This window comes from Shinella sp. GW821-FHT11G07 (assembly GCF_058808115.1).
In genome coordinates this window covers 64,425-81,011 of sequence record NZ_JBXARJ010000016.1, presented here as the reverse complement: position 1 = coordinate 81,011, position 16,587 = coordinate 64,425, and the positions used below count along the sequence as shown (strand labels likewise).

Annotated in this window: 17 protein-coding genes; 5 read left to right on the top strand and 12 right to left on the bottom strand. The window is 61.4% G+C overall.

The window, feature by feature from the left end; translation table 11 throughout:
* Positions 1–24: 24 nt before the first annotated feature.
* The gene (locus AC1RT2_RS25980; protein ID WP_493106623.1) at positions 25–243 is read right to left on the bottom strand and encodes a hypothetical protein; all 219 of its coding nucleotides are present in this window, start codon (positions 241–243) and stop codon (positions 25–27) included.
* A gap of 653 nt (positions 244–896) precedes the next feature.
* On the opposite strand from AC1RT2_RS25980, the gene AC1RT2_RS25975 reads away from it, so the two are divergent.
* A complete protein-coding gene (locus AC1RT2_RS25975; RefSeq protein WP_493106621.1) occupies positions 897–2,327 on the top strand; it encodes an efflux transporter outer membrane subunit in 1,431 nt (476 codons plus the stop codon).
* 3 nt (positions 2,328–2,330) lie between these two features.
* On the opposite strand, the gene AC1RT2_RS25970 is transcribed toward AC1RT2_RS25975, so the two are convergent.
* On the bottom strand, positions 2,331–3,005 hold the full coding sequence (locus AC1RT2_RS25970; protein WP_493106619.1) for a GntR family transcriptional regulator: 675 nt from the start codon (positions 3,003–3,005) through the stop codon (positions 2,331–2,333).
* 114 nt (positions 3,006–3,119) lie between these two features.
* Between AC1RT2_RS25970 and AC1RT2_RS25965 the strand changes: the two genes are divergently transcribed.
* Positions 3,120–3,959, top strand: a complete 840-nt coding sequence (locus AC1RT2_RS25965) for a fumarylacetoacetate hydrolase family protein (protein ID WP_069057832.1) — start codon at positions 3,120–3,122, stop codon at positions 3,957–3,959.
* A 150-nt stretch (positions 3,960–4,109) separates the two neighbouring features.
* On the opposite strand, the gene AC1RT2_RS25960 is transcribed toward AC1RT2_RS25965, so the two are convergent.
* Together AC1RT2_RS25960 and AC1RT2_RS25955 are read right to left on the bottom strand one after the other, a co-directional pair.
* Positions 4,110–4,271 carry a hypothetical protein gene (locus AC1RT2_RS25960; RefSeq protein ID WP_493106617.1) on the bottom strand — a complete coding sequence of 54 codons (162 nt, stop codon included), beginning with the start codon at positions 4,269–4,271 and terminating at the stop codon, positions 4,110–4,112.
* 109 nt (positions 4,272–4,380) lie between these two features.
* Positions 4,381–5,013 (bottom strand): thermonuclease family protein, encoded by a 633-nt coding sequence (locus AC1RT2_RS25955; protein ID WP_493106615.1) that lies wholly within the window; start codon positions 5,011–5,013, stop codon positions 4,381–4,383.
* 222 nt (positions 5,014–5,235) lie between these two features.
* On the opposite strand from AC1RT2_RS25955, the gene AC1RT2_RS25950 reads away from it, so the two are divergent.
* From AC1RT2_RS25950 to AC1RT2_RS25940, 3 genes are all read left to right on the top strand, one after another.
* Complete coding sequence (locus AC1RT2_RS25950; protein ID WP_493106613.1) at positions 5,236–5,922, top strand: RNA polymerase sigma factor; 687 nt, start codon at positions 5,236–5,238, stop codon at positions 5,920–5,922.
* 95 nt (positions 5,923–6,017) lie between these two features.
* Positions 6,018–6,527, top strand: a complete 510-nt coding sequence (locus AC1RT2_RS25945) for a DUF4142 domain-containing protein (RefSeq protein WP_493106726.1) — start codon at positions 6,018–6,020, stop codon at positions 6,525–6,527.
* Entirely contained in the window at positions 6,524–6,856 is a 333-nt protein-coding gene (locus tag AC1RT2_RS25940; RefSeq protein ID WP_493106611.1) for a cupredoxin domain-containing protein, read from the top strand. Before AC1RT2_RS25945 ends, AC1RT2_RS25940 begins: the two co-directional genes overlap by 4 nt.
* A 154-nt stretch (positions 6,857–7,010) precedes the next feature.
* Here AC1RT2_RS25940 and AC1RT2_RS25935 read toward each other — a convergent pair whose 3' ends face one another.
* From AC1RT2_RS25935 to AC1RT2_RS25900, 8 genes are all read right to left on the bottom strand, one after another.
* Entirely contained in the window at positions 7,011–8,426 is a 1,416-nt protein-coding gene (locus AC1RT2_RS25935) for a flavin monoamine oxidase family protein (RefSeq protein ID WP_493106609.1), read from the bottom strand.
* Between the two features lie 161 nt (positions 8,427–8,587).
* Positions 8,588–10,015 (bottom strand): aldehyde dehydrogenase family protein, encoded by a 1,428-nt coding sequence (locus AC1RT2_RS25930; RefSeq protein WP_493106607.1) that lies wholly within the window; start codon positions 10,013–10,015, stop codon positions 8,588–8,590.
* A 44-nt stretch (positions 10,016–10,059) separates the two neighbouring features.
* Positions 10,060–11,214 (bottom strand): NAD(P)/FAD-dependent oxidoreductase, encoded by a 1,155-nt coding sequence (locus tag AC1RT2_RS25925; RefSeq protein ID WP_493106605.1) that lies wholly within the window; start codon positions 11,212–11,214, stop codon positions 10,060–10,062.
* Complete coding sequence (locus tag AC1RT2_RS25920; protein WP_493106603.1) at positions 11,211–12,677, bottom strand: 2Fe-2S iron-sulfur cluster-binding protein; 1,467 nt, start codon at positions 12,675–12,677, stop codon at positions 11,211–11,213. Before AC1RT2_RS25920 ends, AC1RT2_RS25925 begins: the two co-directional genes overlap by 4 nt.
* Positions 12,678–12,702: 25 nt before the next feature.
* Positions 12,703–13,818 (bottom strand): ABC transporter ATP-binding protein, encoded by a 1,116-nt coding sequence (locus AC1RT2_RS25915; protein ID WP_493106601.1) that lies wholly within the window; start codon positions 13,816–13,818, stop codon positions 12,703–12,705.
* On the bottom strand, positions 13,815–14,591 hold the full coding sequence (locus AC1RT2_RS25910) for an ABC transporter permease (RefSeq protein WP_493106599.1): 777 nt from the start codon (positions 14,589–14,591) through the stop codon (positions 13,815–13,817). Before AC1RT2_RS25910 ends, AC1RT2_RS25915 begins: the two co-directional genes overlap by 4 nt.
* A 1-nt stretch (position 14,592) precedes the next feature.
* Positions 14,593–15,483, bottom strand: a complete 891-nt coding sequence (locus AC1RT2_RS25905; protein WP_493106597.1) for an ABC transporter permease — start codon at positions 15,481–15,483, stop codon at positions 14,593–14,595.
* Between the two features lie 65 nt (positions 15,484–15,548).
* Entirely contained in the window at positions 15,549–16,559 is a 1,011-nt protein-coding gene (locus AC1RT2_RS25900) for an ABC transporter substrate-binding protein (RefSeq protein WP_493106595.1), read from the bottom strand.
* Between the last annotated feature and the right edge of the window lie 28 nt (positions 16,560–16,587).

Below are 16,587 nucleotides of genomic sequence, written 5' to 3'. Positions count from 1 at the left end.
ATGCCGGATCGTCAGAATTTCGGTTCAGGCGGCCGCGCTTTGGGCCGGGGGCAACGCCCGTGTGGCGGCAGCCGGGTCATTCAGGAGGCGACGGATTGCCATGCGCACTTCGTCTGCCGACGAGAAACGCTGCGAATCCAGGTCCCAAACGGAATATTTAACGGCTACGAACTTCAGCCGATCCTCATCAGGAACGACAACGCCGACGGCTTCACCACCGATTTCGATAACTTGCTTTTGCATAACAACTCCTGCCGCACCGAAGGTGCAGCCAATTCAATCTTGCGCTTAATTCGAAGAGGGAAGTGCGGTTACATTCGGCGGAGTGCCGTATGCGCTTTCCCTGTAATCGTTTCACGACAGGAGTACGCCACACACACGGAGGCGATGCAGTTGATGTCGTACATGGGCACTCCCTCTTGTTGGCGCCGACGCTCTAAAATGGATGCGTCAGGGGGACCGGGGTTAAAACGCATGCGGTCCTCATGCGATGCTCCAACACATAAGCGAGCCTCCTTTCCTTGTCAATGGAATCGGCAGAATTTTGGAAAAAATTGCTGCCGAATTTGTGTGACAATTCGAATCACAAAATTCTGTTCGCTCATGCAGCATTTTTCAGAAAAATATGTCGCAAAGACGGGCAATCCGAGGAAATGCCGTGACGCAACCTTGCGGGGTGTTTTCGAAGGGGGACTTTCGCCGACCGAGCGAAAATGCGACATTCGGGCAAATGCCCCAGTTGCACGACGGACACACCCTCCCAGGTAAGCGGGGAAAAAACGCTGTGGGACCATTCTTTCTTGGGTGGGGGCTCGATCTTCCGCCCAAACATGAATAAAGAGTGAATCGCACATTTGTTCCGTTAAGTATGCCATGATGGCCGGCAGGGTAGACCCATGAATTTTTCCAGGACGCTTTTTCCGCTCACCATGCTTCTCTTGTCCGGCTGCGTCGTCGGACCCGATTACCAGAAGCCCGACACCGCGTTGCCGGCCAAGTTTTCCGAAAGCAAGGCCACGAGCAGCGAAAGCGTCGCGCTCAATCCGTGGTGGGAGTCCTTCCGCGACAAGCGCCTCAACGGGCTCGTGCATCAGGGCATGGCTGAAAACCTGACCGTCCAGCAGGCGCTGGAGCGCATCACAGCAGCCGAAGCGAACGTCATCATCGCTGGCGCAGGCGCCCTGCCGAATGTCGGCTTGTCCGCAGAAGGTAATGTCAGCGGCCAGGACGGCAACTATCTGCGCCGGACGAGCACCACCGGCGCGAGCCATTCCGAATCGAAATCTCTGAACGCCGGTTTGAGCGCCTCGTGGCTGATCGACTTCTTCGGCCAGTACCGCCGGCAGAGAGAAGTGGCGAACGCCTCGCTCGACGCAGCTTACGATGACGTCGGCGTTGCACGCCTCGCCTATCTGTCCGACCTCGTGTCGAGCTATGTCAGCGCGCGCTACTTCCAGGAAGCGCTCGCGCTCAACCGCAAGAACCTGGTCTCGCGCCGTGAGACGCTAAAGCTCACCAACGAAATCAAGGAAGCGGGTGCTGCCTCCAGCCTCGACGTGCTGCAGGCCGAAGGTCTCGTCAATCAGACGCTCGCCAACCTGCCGGCACTCGAAACTGGCTTCCACCAGTCGGCAAACCACATTGCGACCTTGCTCGGCGTGCCGGCAGCGACGATCACCTCCAGCCTGATCAAGGGTTCTTCCCAGCCAATGCCGCGTTATTCCACGCGCACCGGCATTCCGGCCGACCTCATTCGCAACCGTCCGGACATCCGCGCGGCCGAACGTCGCCTGCAGGCCGCAACGGCGCAGATCGGCGTCGCGGAAGCCGATCTCTATCCGAGCATCGAACTCGGTGGCTCGATCGGGGCGGCGCGCAACTTCAACACTAGGGTGGGCAACCTGACGAGCTGGTCGTTTGGCCCGACGCTCTCCCTGCCGATCTTCAACGGCGGCGCGCTCAAGGCGCAGGTCAAGGTCGCCCGTTCGGACGCCGAGCAGCAGTATCTGACCTGGAAATCGACAGTGCTCAACGCCGTCGAGGAAGTGGAAAACGCCCAGACCGCGCTGATCCGCGATTACCAGACGGTCGCCGCCCAGCGTAAGGTCGTCGAAACCTTCGACCAGACCCTGGTCCTCGCCCGCGAAAGCTATCGCGGCGGCGCCAGCACCATCCTCGACGTGCTCGATGCTGAACGCAACGTCGCCGAATCCCGCCTGGCGCTCGCCACCGCGATCCGCCAGCTGGCGCGCGACTATGTCTCGCTCAACGTAGCGATCGGCGGTGGTGCCGAGATCGGCGGAGCGACGGTCGTCGTCAGCAAGTAGGCGTCACGCTTTGAAAAAGCCCTCGAGCGCTGCGGCCGTCCGGCCGTAGTGCTCGCGGAGCGCCTCGGCCGCTCCGTCTGCATCGCGCGCCAGCGCGCGGTCCATCAGCCGACGATGCTCTCCCGTCGCATCCCGCGCCGCACCCTCGAGGCTGACGGACAGGCGCCGATAGCGATCCGCGCGGGAAAACAGCTTTCCACAGATCTCCAGAAGTGTCGGCGAGCCGCAGGCCGAAATGAGGGCGGCATGGAAGGTGGTATGGCGCGCCTCCCAATCCTCCCGCATCGCTGACGGAATGTCCTCGCGCGCCTGCGGTATGCGCGCCATCAGGTGGTGGGCGGCAATCACCCTGCCCTCCCAGTCCGCATCTCCCTTCAGCACCGATAGCCGCAGCGCCTCGCCCTCGCAAAGCTGGCGCGTCGCCGTGACGTCGCGTAGCTCCTCCAGCGACAGGCCCGCGACGCTGTATCCGCGGTGGTCGTCCAGCACGGTAAAACCTTCCGCCGTCAGCCGCGCGAGCGCTTCGCGCACCGGCGTCACGCTCATGCCGCACAGCGCCTGGAGGTCGGCAAAGCGCAGCCGGTCGCCCGGCTTGACCGCGCCCGTGCGGATGGATTGGCGGATTGCCGCATAGGCTTCCGCCGCAAGGGTACGTCCACTTCCCTTCTTCTGTTCCATGCGTCACACCGAATTTATAAAATCAGAAGATTTTCGAAAATCATTGACTTGATGTAAAACCAGATGGAAGGTGCGCGCAACCGAAATCATAACTGGCATTCAATGGAGGTTCACATGAAGCTGGTGCGCTTTGGCGCGGCGGGCGCGGAAAAGCCCGGGATCATCGACGCGGACGGCAAGATTCGCGACCTGTCCGGCGTGGTACCGGATATTGCCGGCGACGTGCTTGGCCGGGAAGGCCTCAAGCGCCTTGCCGCGATCGACCCGAAGAGCCTGCCGCTTGCGCCGGAAGACAGCCGCTTCGGCGCCTGCGTCGGCCGCGTCGGCAATTTCATCGCCGTCGGCCTCAACTATGCCGACCACGCGGCCGAAAGCGGCATGGCCGTGCCGAGCGAGCCGGTGCTCTTCAACAAGGCACCCTCCTGCATCGTCGGCCCGGACGACACGATCCTCATTCCGCGCGGCTCGGAGAAGACCGACTGGGAAGTGGAACTCGCCGTCGTCATCGGCGAGCGCGCCTCCTACGTCTCGGAAGCCGATGCGCTGAACTACGTCGCCGGCTATTGCGTGTGCAACGATGTTTCCGAGCGCGCCTACCAGATCGAGCGCGGCGGCCAGTGGACCAAGGGCAAGGGCTGCCCGACCTTCGGGCCGATCGGCCCCTGGCTTGTGACGACGGACGAGGTGGACACAGGCGATCTCGCCATGAAGCTCAGCGTCAACGGCGAGCAGGTGCAGAACGGCTCAACGAGCACCATGGTCTTCAACGTGCCGTTCCTCGTGCACTATATTTCGCAGTTCATGATTCTCGAACCCGGCGACGTCATCACGACAGGCACGCCGCCCGGCGTCGGCATGGGCATGAAGCCGCCGCGTTACCTGAAGCCGGGCGATCGCATGGAAGTCTCCATCGCCGGTCTCGGCGTGCAGCGCCAGATCGTTGCCGCCGGTTGATTTAAAACATATCACGCAAAAGTGTGCAGCGCTTTGGGTGAGACAAAACCCAAAAAGCAAGAGGGGCCTTAACGGCCCCTCTTTCGTTTCTGCGATCAAAGCGTCTCGCGCAAAATGTGCCGCGGCTTCGCCTGAAAGCGATACGTAGAATTAGTGGAATGTCGCAGGTGACAGTTCGTCTCCGAGAATGCGGAAGGCTTCGTTGAGCGCGGCCACTAGAATGTCCGTCAGTTCGTCCGCGTCATTTTCGAGGAGGAAGAGCGCAACCGTTGCATTGTCCGGGTCGCTGTAGCGCTCGAGATCGTTCGACATGTCATTGTCCCTTTCCAGCCGGCACCATCCCGGTTAACGGAAAGCATAGGAACGCTGGCTTGCGTCGGGCTTGTGCCGGAAAGACACAGGTTGCGCAAGATTTAATGCCTCAACCGCACCAGGATTGATGGCGCCCCGTCCAGGGTTTTGCGAGCCCTTCCTGCACGAGCCGATGGCCCACCGATTGACCGTTTCGCAGCACGAAATGTGGTGTGGCCCCTGCCCGTGCGCCGTCCTTCGCCGCGACCAGAGTCACATCGCCCTCGTTGAGGATTTCGCGCAGCCGCAGCTTGGCATCACCGCCGCGCAGGCGCTCCGCGTCGCAGCGTGCGTTCGCAACCGCCGGCGCATCGATATCGGCAAGCCGCACCTTGCGGCCGGCATAGAGGATCGTGCTGCCATCGAGCACGCAGTAGTCGGACTGCGTCGTGCAGATGAACCATTTGCCGGAAAAAGCCGGCAGTGCCTGCTCGAGCGGGAGCTTTTCCACTTTTCCAGTGAGCTCCTGCCTCGGCCGCGGCAGCGGCACCTCACGCTCGACCTTCTTCTCCTTGCGCTCGATGGAGGCCGTGCGGATCGCCGTCGCCGGCGTTTCCGGCCCCGGAACCCGGTTGTCCATATAGAGAACGCCACCGATCACGGCCGCGCCCAGCACATACCAATGCGCCATGCCGCCTCGCCCCGCCGCAGCAGAACGCTTCGTGCCCGTCGTCTTCTTTCGCCTGGTAGTCTTCTTCGCCATCACCGGTCTCCTGCGCGAGACAGTGCGATGATCTCTTGAAGATATGGTTACCGAGACATGATGCCGGCGTTATCGTTCTCTGCACGGCGATCGGATTCCATCGATGGGTCGATAACAAAAGCGGAAAGGCAGCACTACCGAAAAATCCCTCCACCTGCCGCGTGCCTCCGGGAACCTTGCGGCAGGACCGGCATCCAATATTGTCCCGAAAGGAGCACGCCGATGCCAGCTTTGCAGAACAGTCCCCTTCACCCCCTCGCCACGCAGGAAGCCGACCTGATCCGCCGCGCAGTGGCGGGCGACGTCGAGGCCATCCGACAGATCATCACGATCCACAACCAGCGCCTCTATCGGCTGGTGCGGGCCGTCGTTCGCAGCAATGCGGACGCGGAAGAGGTGTTACAAGACGCATATCTGCGCGCTTTCGCCGGCCTTGGAACCTTCAAGGGCGGCTCGTCCCTGTCGACCTGGCTTTCACGCATTGCTCTCAACGCCGCCTTGATGCGGCTTCGCGCGCAGAAACGATTGAAGCGCTCCGCCGTCACCCTACCGACAGATGCGCAGATCATCCCCTTCCCGCTTGTCTCCCCCACCGCCGATCCGGAGCGCGTCATGGCGCAGCGACAGCTTCTCCACCTCGTCGAGGAGGCAACCGACGCGCTCCCCGATACCTTTCGCCTGGTCTTCGTCGCCCGCATCATCGAGGGATTGAGCGTGGAGGAAACGGCGATGCTTCTCGACCTGCCACCCGCTACCGTGAAGACACGCCTGCATCGCGCCCGCAAGCAGATCCGCACCCGGCTGGAAGAACAGATCGGCCCGGTACTCATCGACGCCTTTCCCTTCGCCGGCGCGCGCTGCAGCCGGCTGACGGACGCCGTCATCGCCAGGCTGGGCCTCGAAAAATAACGGGAACCTCCTCAACGGGCGGGCATCCAATGCTACGTCAACACAAATCGGCGCCGGCCAGTCGCCGCGCCAAGGAGACCCCGATGAAGACCCTGATGTCCACGCTCGGTGCGGCCTGCCTCGCCTTTGCCGCCACCTGCGCCATGGCCGCCGAAAAGCCGACCGATCCCCAGATCGCGCATATCGCCTACAGCGCCGGCGTCATCGATGTGGAGGCCGCCAAGCTCGCCCTCGCAAAGACGACGAACGCCGACGTCAAGGCCTTCGCCGAGTCGATGCAGAAGGACCACACCGCCGTCAACGACATGGCGCTGGCGCTTGTCAAGAAACTGAACGTGACGGCGGAGGACAACGCGACCAGCCAGGCACTCGCCAAGGCTGCGGAGGAGAAACGCGCCGCACTCGGCAAGCTTGATGGCGCGGCCTTCGACAAGGCCTATGTCGACAGCGAGATTGCCTATCACAAGCAGGTGAACGGTGCGCTCGAGACGCTGCTCATCCCTTCCGCCGAGAACGGAGAGCTGAAAAGCCTGCTGGAGACCGGCCTGAAGCTGTTCCAGGGCCACCAGCAGCATGCCGAGCGCGTTGCGGCAGGCCTCAAATGACGCCGGGCCTGCTCAACCGACGGCAGATCCTGATAACCGGCGCGGCCGTTATGACGGGCAGCGCGCTCGCCCGCGCGCATAACGGAACGGTCCATGTCACGATCGAAAAGCTGGCCTTCCTGCCCGCTGAAATCGAAATCAGGGCCGGCGAGACCATCGAATGGGCCAACAAAGACCCTTTCGCCCACACCGCGACCGTGAAGGGCGGTTGGGAGGTCCTGATCCCGCCAGGCAAGGTGGCAACGCATGTGGCAACCGCCGACGATACCGTCGACTACTACTGCCGCTTCCACCCCAACATGAGGGGCAGGATCACGGTCAAGGCCTGAACAACGCCGGTTGTTGGACCTTGCCATCGCCGTCGATGTCAGCCCCACAAATGCATAAGCCCTCCGCGAAGAGGGCTTATGCTTAGTGCTGGAGATCACGACCAACGCATCGTCCAGACGCGGGTGTGGGGCGTTTTAGTGCCGTCGCATTTGCTCACAACGGCAAAGTAGCCTTCAGCGCTTCGGCGGCGGCTCGTCCGCTGTCATGCGAGCGATGAACCGAACTGGTGCTGATGCCGGCCCAGAACAACACGCCCATTGCAGGAGCATACAGGTCCTTTCCTGCTCCCCGACCATATGCACCCAATGAATACGGATCATTGGCCCAATCGTGAAGGACGGCATTCTTGAATGTCAGGCTGTCGTCGCCTGCCGCTGACCGCACCTGGTCGAGCGAAGCTGCAAGGCGGTCGTCTTGGCTCAGGCTCCAAAGCCGTGCCGCCGCGTCGCCGGTGGACCAGTTCACCCATATCTCTCCCTCGAAACCAGGCGTTCCCAATGAAGCGTTCCACATGCTCTTGGGGTCGTGCATGTAGGCCGCCGCCTGATCCGTCGGCTTTCCGTCGAACTCCAGGACTTGCCGATCGAATTCGAGGACCGACTTGTAGACCGGCAGATATCGATAGGATCGCAAGCTAGCGAGGTTCATTTCAGGAAGTGGAGGGTCAAACCTCACGTTGCCGCTTTGAAGAACGCCCGCCGGCAAGGTGATCACGGCGCGCTTTGCCTTGAACGCCCCTTTTGTCGTCTCGATCTCAACACCCTTTGACGTGTATGCGACAATTGTGACCTGGGTGTCGAGCTGGATCGTCAACGGCGCCGCAAGCGGACGCAGGATCTGATCGTAGCCGCCAATGACCCGATAATCCCCGTCATTGGTTTCGGGATTGTTCGGATCGGGACGGGGGATGGTCGTGAAGCTGGCAGGGTCGTCGCTGATCTCTATACATTGGCGGAGGGTGTCCAGCAGTTCCTCGCCCGCTTCCTGATTGTACAGCGGTTCGGTATCGATCGCCAGACGATGTATATTCACCGGCCAATTCTCGGGTGGCAGGCCGATCTGCTCTAGATAGGCCTGGGCCTTCTGGCCGGACGCGGCTTCCGGCAGCGGCAGCTTCAATCCATCCGGCTTGCCTGACGGGAAGAAGAAATGCTCGACCGCGTCGCGCGCCTGCCACGGATCGCCTTTGTTCACTCGGCGATAGTATCGGGTAAACATGTGCGTCTGAAGCTTCTCCTGTTGTACGATCGCCCATGTCGATACGTGCGGCCCGCCATGCACAAGCTCGCAGCCTCTTTCGATTGGAATCGACATCGAGGTGCGGTCCGTCCACATCCTTCCGCCGATTCGACCCCGCGCCTCCAGAACGAGGACCTTGTAGCCGTCTCTGACGAGATCATGAGCAGCGGTAAGACCGCTCACGCCCGCGCCAACAACGATGACATCCCATTCCCGCTGTTGAAACGATGGATCAATCGCCAGGGCTGTCGCAAACGGGTTCGCAATAGCCGCGGCGCCTATCGCAGCCACCGAATTCGTAAGAAAGACACGACGCGTAACCTTGTTCATCACTAGCTGTTCTCCTTTTTATCGTTGAGGGAAAGACAACAGAATTCCCTCGCGTACTCCTGGTGGAGCGCGCGCCCGTTCGATTTCTGTTGTGATGTGTCGGCGCTAGGCGTGTCCGCCTGCGCCGATTTTCAGGCCATGCTCAGGCGCTGAAATGTAAACTATTGGCCGTAGCCAACGATGCTCTTGATCTCGAGGAAATCGTGGATGCCGAAATCGGCGTATTCGCGACCGTTGCCCGACTGCTTGTATCCGCCGAAGGATGCCATCGTGTCCCAGGCCGGATAATTCAGATAGACCGATCCGGCACGCATGCGCGAAGCGACCCGGCGGGCACGCTCGATATCCGTCGACTGAATATAGGCAGCAAGGCCATACACGGTGTCGTTAGCGATCCGGATGGCGTCCTCCTCATCCTCGTAGGGAATGATGGAAAGGACGGGGCCGAAGATTTCTTCACGGGCGACCGTCATGGTCGGGGTGACATTCCCGAATATGGTTGGCCGGATGTAATAGCCGCGGTTCAGCCCATCCGGCCGCCCGGGGCCACCGGCCACGAGCGTTGCGCCCTCGCTGATACCCGCTTCGATCAGCCGCTGGATCTTGTCGAACTGGAGTTGGCTCACCACGGGACCGAGGTTCGTCTCCGCGGAGTTCGGATCACCCGTGCGAAAAGCCGCAGCCGCGGTCTTCGCGATGGCCAGCGCCTCGTCGTGGCGGTCTTTCGGTACGAGCATACGTGTGGGCGCGTCACAGGACTGCCCGGTGTTGCTGAAGCAGCCGCCAACGCCTTTCGTCACCGCCATCTCGAAATCGGCGTCGGGAAGGATGATGTTCGCCGACTTGCCGCCAAGCTCCTGGGCGACGCGTTTGACCGTGTCGGCCGCCGCTTTAGCAACGATGATGCCCGCCCTGGTCGACCCGGTGAAGGAGACCATATCGACATCCGGATGAGACGCCATGACCTGCCCGACGTCCGGCCCAGTACCGTTGACGAGGTTGAACACGCCTTTCGGCACGCCGGCCGCATGCATCACCTCTGCAAAGACGATGCCGGAGATCGGCGCAATTTCCGACGGCTTGAGGACGACCGTGCAGCCGGCGGCAATCGCCGGAGCGACCTTGCAGACGATCTGGTTGAGCGGCCAGTTCCACGGCGTGATCAGGGCGCAGACACCGATGGGTTCCTTGACCACTGTCGTCGTGCCGCGCTTTTCACTGAACGAATAGGCCTCGAACGCCTTTATCGTGGACTCGAGATGACCTCGTCCCGCCCACGCCTGAGCGTCGCGGGCGAATGCGAGCGGCGCCCCCATTTCGGCAGACACTGCCTGTGCAATGTCCTCAAATCGCTCAAGATACACCTCATGGATGCGCTTCAGGAGGGCAAGCCGCTCGGCTGGCGTCGTACGCGAGAACGTTTCGAAAGCGGCCTTCGCCGCCGCGACTGCCTTGTCGACATCGGCCCCGGTACCGACGGAGATCCGGGTGAATGCCTCTTCTGTCGCCGGATTGATGACATCGAGCGTCTGCGGCTTCACGGGCGAAACCCAAGCGCCATCGATGTAGAAATTCTGGTGATTGCTCATCGGAGCTGTCCTTTGTGTTTGTATGACAATCTTGTATCTGACGATCATGCGAGCACGATCCCGCCCTCGACGATCGGTCCTGTCTTTTCGAAGCGGTCGAGCGCGAAGGGCTTCATCCTGTGATCGATCCGGCCTTTTACGATCGCTTCCGCCAAAAGCTTTCCAGCAGCCGGCGCACCCGCGAAACCGTAGGACCACCCCGCCGAAAACCAGAAGTCCTTCAGGTCCGGATGTTCACCCAGGAGGGGGGCATAGTCGGAGGATGCGTGAAGCTGCCCGGCCCAATGGCGCAGGATGCGGACCTCGCCGAGCTGCGGGAACATTTCGAGGTAGACTTTCGCCATGTTCGCCATGACGGGAAGATCGACCTTCAACGACATGCGAGGCCGCTCCGGCACCTCAGTCCCGCCGACCACTTCACCGCGCGAAGTCTGGTGGAAATAGGCAAGGCTATCGATCAGCGCGATGGCGGGTTTGATAAGAGGGCGGGTGGGTTCGAGGGCCATGGCCTCGATGCGCATCCCGAAGCCATTCAGCGGCACGCGGGCCATCGCAGCAATTTCCGGGTTGTTGGGCCCTGCGCATGAAACAACGCAATCTGCCTCGATGCGATCGTCGCCGACCAGAACGGCGGTCACACGCGAAGCTGTCCGCTCCAGCCCCGTGATGGCCGTCCGGTAGCGCACATCGACATCGTTTCGCAGGCAGAACGCCAAAAGCCCCTTCATCACCGCATGATGCGGCGCCACGCCGCCATCCGGCTGATGCTGTACCGCCCTGACGCGAGACTTGTTGATTGCCGGAAGGAGCGTGTCAATTTCCCGGCGCGACAGCATCCAGCTATTGACCCCAAGGCGCTTCTGAACCTTTAGGCCTTCGAGAAGCATTGCCTCGCTCTTTTCCGCCTCGGACACCACGGAATATCCGCGCTGCGTGAACATGACGTTCTCGCCGAGACGCTTTGACCAGCTCTCCCACTCCCTCACCGTGAGCACGAACAGTTCCGTCCAGGCCTCAGAGGCAAAACCCGGCCGAATCAATGTTCCGTTGCGGCCGGAAGCGCCGCCCTGCCAGTAGCCGGCATCGAGAACGACAATGTCGCGCTGCCCCTGCTCGACCAGATTGAACGCAACGGACAGACCCTGGATCCCGCCACCGATGATCACCACGGATGCCCGCTTGGGAAGAGGCTTGCTCATCGGTCAGGCTCCACGAGTCCGGCAAGCCCCGCGGCCTGTGCCACCGTTATCGAACGACGCGGGGGCCTATGGGTTGGGCGAGCGAATATCTCCGGTTCGGTTCCCATGCGCGCCGCAAGCATCGCCAGCATGTGCTCCCAGCATGGAAACCCCTGGCAAGTCCCCATGCCACAGGATGTCAGCCGTTTCAGAACTTCCGGGTCCGTCTCGCCATCGTCGATGTGGCAGTAGAGTTCGCCAGCGGTCACATCCATGCAGGGGCAAATCAAGGTGTCGGGGTGAAGATGCCTGCGCGCAGAAATGCGTTCGTCCCCCAACGCTGCTGCGCCGACGACGGACATCGAGCCCGGCAACGGATGCGCCTGCATCTGGAAAATCCCCTCGCCCGATGCCTGGAAGCCAAGGCTTGGATCGATCCTCCACGGACCGGCGTGAACGACGGCATCGCACCGGATTTGCGCGGCGGCACGAATTACCGTGACACGGTTCCGCCCTTCGATCTCGACGAGTTCTTCGACCCGTCCTTGGTGAACCACCTTCGCGCCGAGAGCAGCAAGTCTTTCCGCGACTGCGTTCTCGGCTCCCGTCCCCACCACCGCAACGCGGCTTCCCGGTATGACGTTATGAATGGCGGCGAGCTGAAGCGCGGAATGCGCATCCAGTACGCCGGGCAACTGATTGCCCTTGACCAAGGGGGGTATGGATCGCCGACCGGTCGCCAACACGGCCGTGCGGGGCTCGAACACGACAGCACCCCGCGTATTGTCGTGCGGGGATCCGACCATGATCGCGCCTTCGCGATACACACCAAAAAGCTCCATGCCCGCAAACAACCGGACCTGCGGATGAAGCGGCTCGACGGCCATTCCCAGAGAACCCGCAAAACGGGCGAGGCTTTCCCCTCTCGTGACAAGCGCTACCGTTTCACCCAACGCAGTCCGTTGGTTTGCCTCCGAAATCCCGGCGGGGCCTCCGCCGACAACAAGGCAATCCACTGCAACACATTCACCGGGCACCGCCAGGGCTTGAATGGTGACGTCGGCAGGTCGGGCCACGCCCGCAAGGTTTGCCATTGCCCGTTCAGCCAAACGATAGGCCAGCCCGGACCTCGGCATCCAGGCGCCATGTTCAAAGCCGCCATAGACAGCCTTCGATGGCAGGAACTGAGCCAAACTGAGAAGATCGAAACGCGGGGACGGCCAGGTATTCTGCATTTCGACGACGAGGCCGTCTTGCGCACGAATCTGGTCGAGCCGGACGTTCGGGCGCCCGTTCACCCGGGCCAGCACGCCCGTCGGATACGACCCGCTGTAACCGAGCGGACGGTGAAGTTTGCGCGAGCGCGCAAGGGTGGTGATCCCGGCTCGCCAAAGGGCAGCGGCAACGCTGTCGCCCTGCTCTGCCCGGATCCTGGAGCCGTTCCAAAAGAACACCACTCCAGCCTGCTGCTCGTCATGGCTCACAGTCCGCCTCCCCCGTATCGCCTGATCACCCGCACCCGCCGATGACCACGATGTCATCGACGGCCCAGGCCAGGCCGATCCGCTCACCGGGGTTCATCGCCGCGATCGAAGCGACATCCCGGCTGCAAAGATTGATCTTGCCGCCATCGGCCATCCGGACGACGAGCCTGTATTCCACGCCAAGGTAGATCTTGTCCTCGATCACCCCCTCGCCGGCATTTTCGAATGCGGAACCCACCGGAACCGCATGGATGCGCTCGGGACGAAGCACCACGCAGGCCTTCTGCGCACCCGCTAGAGACTGCGCCCGGGGATCATCTTTGGGGAGGTTCGCCTTCCAGGTCTCACCTTCGATGACAACGCCATCACCTGTCGATCGGACAGCGCCGCGCAACAGGTTGGCTTCTCCGATGAAGTCGGCGACGAATTCGGATCGCGGCTGGAGATAAAGCTCATGCGGCGTGCCGATTTGCTCGAGGCGACCATCCTTGAAGACGGCGATGCGATCGCTCATGACAAGCGCCTCCTCCTGATCGTGCGTGACCGAGACCACGGTCGCGCCGACCTGCCGGGTGATGTGCATGATCTCGATCTGCATCTGACCGCGCAGCTTCTTGTCGAGTGCGGCCATCGGTTCGTCCAGAAGGACGATGTCGGGCTTGAACACGAGCGCACGGGCGAGCGCCACTCGCTGCTGCTGGCCGCCGGACATTTCCTTCGGATAGCGGTTCGCACAATGGGCAAGGCCGACGATTTCAAGCATCTCCATGCTTCGCTTTTCCCGCTCGACCCGCTTGATGCCGCGCGTCTCGAGCGGATAGCCGACGTTCTCCAGAACGGACATGTGCGGGAAAAGCGCATAGTCCTGGAACATCATTCCGATGTTTCGCTTCTGCGGCGGGACCACCGTCATATCCCGGCCGTCGATGAACAGCCTTCCCGATGTTGGCTGGATGAAGCCGGCGATGGCGCGAAGCGAGGTCGTCTTTCCAGATCCCGAAGGGCCGAGCATGGTCAGGAATTCGCCTTTTCTAAGCTCGAACGACACGTTGTCGAGAGCCTTGACGGCTCCATAGAGTTTCGAAACCCCGTCGAGCTTCATTGCCGGTCCCGCAGTGTTCTCAAGGGCGGCGTTCATCATCTGGATTCCCTGAATTTGTAGGAAAGAAGGACGCCAAGCGCCGACAGCACGATGAGTATCGCAGCAACGGCGGCCGTGGCAGGGTCGAGATTGGTTCGCACCTGGTTCCAGATCATGATCGGAACCGTGCGGGTCTGGGCGTCGGCGAGAAACAGCGCGATGACGACTTCGTCCCAAGATGTGATGAAAGCAAAGATCGCTCCCGACAAAACGCCGGGCATGATCAGCGGCAGCGTAACCCTGCGGAAGGTGAACCAATGGCCCGCTCCCAGACCCAGGCTGGCAGGCGCCAGGGAGGGATTCACCATTTTCGAACTTGCCAGCACGGACACCACAACAAAGGGTATCGCAAGGACCGTGTGGGCGAAGATCAATCCAAGCCGGGTCGCGACCAGCCCCCATCCGGAGAAGACCATATACATCCCCACCGCAAGAACGATGACGGGCGTGACCATCGGGCTAAGGAGCAGCCCCATGACGAGGGTCTTTCCGGGGAACCGATGCGCGTGCAATGCGAGTGCGGCCGCGGTTCCAATGACGGTCGCGAGGACCGATGCGGCCACGGCGACGACCAGACTGTTCACGAGCGCCCCTTGCCAGTCGGATGCTCCGATAACCTTGCCGTACCATTCGAGGGTGAAGCCCACGGGGGGGAATTCGAGCGATGGCGTTGTCGTGAACGACATCGGCACGATGATCAGCGTTGGCAACAGCAGGAACAACGCCGTCAGGGCGACCACGAGCCAGAAGAGAATGCGTCTCAGCTTGTCCATGTCACGCCTCCCCCCTGCGCCGGCCACGCAGTTGCAGGGCGGCCCACACACTGCCGAACACTCCAAAGGCGACGGCCGTCAAGACCATGAGGACGACCGCGAGCGCGGCGCCCAGACCAAAATTCAGCTGTTCATTGAATTGCCCCGCGATCATCTGGGCGATCATCATGTCACGCGGGCTGCCGAGCAAAGCCGGGGTAATGTAGAAGCCGAGCGCCAGCGTGAACGCCAGGATTGCCGACGCCACGACACCGGGCAAGGACAATGGAAAGTAGATCCGCGCGAACCCGCGCAGCCAACTCGCACCGCAGATGGACGAAGCCTCCATCAGACGAAGATCTATCTTCTTCATGACAGTGTAGAGCGGGAGCACCGCGTAGGGCAGAAGGATATGCACCATGCCGATCGTCACGCCCAGCGGAGTTCGGATGAGGCGAAGCGGTTTGTCGATCAGACCCATTGCGATCAGGAAGTCGTTGATCAGACCGCTGTTCTGAAGCAGCACGATCCACGAGAAACTGCGCAGCAGAAGGCTCACCCAGAAAGGGATGAGCAGTGCAATGGTGAGAAGCAGAAGGACAGAACGCCCACCATGCGCCATGGCATAGGCATACGGATAGGCGACGACGACCGTGACAACGGTCACGATGAGCGAAACCCGGAAAGTCTCGCCAATGACCCGCAGGAAGATCGGGGTCGTGAAAATCTGCTGGTAGTACTCGACACTGCCACCGGGCAGCGAGATCGCCACGAGCTTTAGCAGGGGAAACACAAAGAACAGTGCAAGGAAGAGGATCGAGGGGACGATCAGCCAAAGCACCGGCGGCAGCCGGACGCTCCGCTGCGGCCCCGCCTTCATCGGCAAGCTGCGATCGTTGATTGATGCGGTCATTGTGTTTCCGAACAGAACGTTGGGAGAAGACCCGCCCGAGATCGGCGGGTCTCCGGCCGAAAGCCTTACTGAAGCAGCCATTCCTGGAAGCGGAGATCGATCTTCGCACCGTTCTCTGCCCACCAGTCGGCGTTCATGAGGACGCGCGTGTCGAGATGATCCGTCGGCAGGCTACCCTTGAACGTGCTGTCGACAGAGCCGACGGCGTTCTTGTTGGAGGGACCATAGGGCATGTACTTGGTGAATTCGATCTGCTGGGCGGGCTCGGTAAAGAAGCTGATTGCCTTCATGGCAGCTTCCTTGTTCTTCGTACCCTTCGGAACCACCCAGTAGCCCGTCTGCGACGTCCAGTTGGTCCAGTCGATCTTGATGCCCTTGTTGGCGACGCTGACGGCTCGCCCGACCCAGACGAGAGCCATGCTCGCCTCGCCGCTCGACAGCAGCTGCTCGGACTGCGAGCCGCTTTCCCACCACACGATATCGGACTTGATCGTATCAAGCTTCTTCAGGGCCCGTTCCACGTCGATTGGGTAGAGGTCCTCTGCCTTGACGCCATCGGCAATGAGGGCAGCTTCGAAAATACCTGAAGCCGCATATTTCCAGACAGCGCGCGAGCCGGGAAATTTCGTGGAGTCGAAGAAATCAGAGAAACCCTTCGGCGCCTCTCCCGAAAACTCCTCGGAATTGTAAGCCAGCACCGTGCCTTCGATGTCGGCGGCGACGCGATACGTGCCAGCGGCGCCTTCGATGAACTTCGACTTGTCGACGATCGCGTAGTCGATCGGCTCGAGCCACTTGCCATCCGCTTCGAGCCCGAAGCTGTCGTCGGTCACCAGGATGTCAAGCGTGACATTGCCTGTCTCGACCATGGCCTTGAGCTTTGCGTTGCTCGAAGAGCTGTCTTCCACGATCTTGACAGTCGGGTTCTGCGCCATGAAGGGCTGGAAATACGACTTTGACTGAGCCTCCTGGTAACCACCACCGTAACTGGAAATCGTCAACGTCGTGTCGGCGGCACTGACAGCCGTGCCGGCAAGCAGTGTCGCCACGGCCGTGATTGCTAAGGTCCTACGCATTTTGTTCCCCATCCTTTTGCTTGGAGTT

Excerpts from the sequence above, each read along its gene's own strand:
- AC1RT2_RS25910 (WP_493106599.1), bottom strand. The coding sequence starts at position 14,591 with ATGGACAAGCTGAGACGCATTCTCTTCTGGCTCGTGGTCGCCCTGACG.
- AC1RT2_RS25930 (WP_493106607.1), bottom strand. The coding sequence starts at position 10,015 with ATGAGCAATCACCAGAATTTCTACATCGATGGCGCTTGGGTTTCGCCC.
- AC1RT2_RS25940 (WP_493106611.1), top strand. The coding sequence starts at position 6,524 with ATGACGCCGGGCCTGCTCAACCGACGGCAGATCCTGATAACCGGCGCG.
- AC1RT2_RS25960 (WP_493106617.1), bottom strand. The coding sequence starts at position 4,271 with ATGTCGAACGATCTCGAGCGCTACAGCGACCCGGACAATGCAACGGTT.
- AC1RT2_RS25915 (WP_493106601.1), bottom strand. The coding sequence starts at position 13,818 with ATGATGAACGCCGCCCTTGAGAACACTGCGGGACCGGCAATGAAGCTC.
- AC1RT2_RS25980 (WP_493106623.1), bottom strand. The coding sequence starts at position 243 with ATGCAAAAGCAAGTTATCGAAATCGGTGGTGAAGCCGTCGGCGTTGTC.
- AC1RT2_RS25945 (WP_493106726.1), top strand. The coding sequence starts at position 6,018 with ATGTCCACGCTCGGTGCGGCCTGCCTCGCCTTTGCCGCCACCTGCGCC.
- AC1RT2_RS25900 (WP_493106595.1), bottom strand. The coding sequence starts at position 16,559 with ATGCGTAGGACCTTAGCAATCACGGCCGTGGCGACACTGCTTGCCGGC.
- AC1RT2_RS25905 (WP_493106597.1), bottom strand. The coding sequence starts at position 15,483 with ATGACCGCATCAATCAACGATCGCAGCTTGCCGATGAAGGCGGGGCCG.
- AC1RT2_RS25925 (WP_493106605.1), bottom strand. The coding sequence starts at position 11,214 with ATGAGCAAGCCTCTTCCCAAGCGGGCATCCGTGGTGATCATCGGTGGC.
- AC1RT2_RS25955 (WP_493106615.1), bottom strand. The coding sequence starts at position 5,013 with ATGGCGAAGAAGACTACCAGGCGAAAGAAGACGACGGGCACGAAGCGT.
- AC1RT2_RS25950 (WP_493106613.1), top strand. The coding sequence starts at position 5,236 with ATGCCAGCTTTGCAGAACAGTCCCCTTCACCCCCTCGCCACGCAGGAA.
- AC1RT2_RS25965 (WP_069057832.1), top strand. The coding sequence starts at position 3,120 with ATGAAGCTGGTGCGCTTTGGCGCGGCGGGCGCGGAAAAGCCCGGGATC.
- AC1RT2_RS25975 (WP_493106621.1), top strand. The coding sequence starts at position 897 with ATGAATTTTTCCAGGACGCTTTTTCCGCTCACCATGCTTCTCTTGTCC.
- AC1RT2_RS25935 (WP_493106609.1), bottom strand. The coding sequence starts at position 8,426 with ATGAACAAGGTTACGCGTCGTGTCTTTCTTACGAATTCGGTGGCTGCG.
- AC1RT2_RS25970 (WP_493106619.1), bottom strand. The coding sequence starts at position 3,005 with ATGGAACAGAAGAAGGGAAGTGGACGTACCCTTGCGGCGGAAGCCTAT.